Raw genomic sequence first — 256 nt, forward strand, 5'->3', positions numbered from 1 at the left:
GGAATCAACGCTGCACGCGGCGGCGCTGCATCCTCGCCGGTGCATCCTCGCCGGTGCACGCCGCGGCGCTGTGGCCGGGGCAGGCCGTCACCCGGACCCGGGAGGCCGCAGGAGAAGACTGTGCATGCCCCCGTCGACGGCGAGGCAAACACCGGTGGTGGAACCGTTTGCCGGGTCGGCCAGAAAGAGGATCGATGCTGCCACCTCGACGGTCGTCACTAGCCTGCCGTGCGGTTGCCGGGCTTCCAGCGCCCGG

General features: G+C 71.5%; 1 protein-coding gene. It reads right to left on the minus strand.

Annotated elements, in window-relative coordinates:
- Positions 1 to 87: 87 nt before the first annotated feature.
- A partial coding sequence (locus tag SB754_RS21365; protein WP_410784339.1) for an SDR family oxidoreductase occupies positions 88 to 256 on the minus strand: 169 nt, incomplete at its 5' end.

The sequence above is a fragment of the Leifsonia sp. SIMBA_070 genome (assembly GCF_046534635.1).
Lineage (GTDB): Bacteria > Actinomycetota > Actinomycetes > Actinomycetales > Microbacteriaceae > Leifsonia.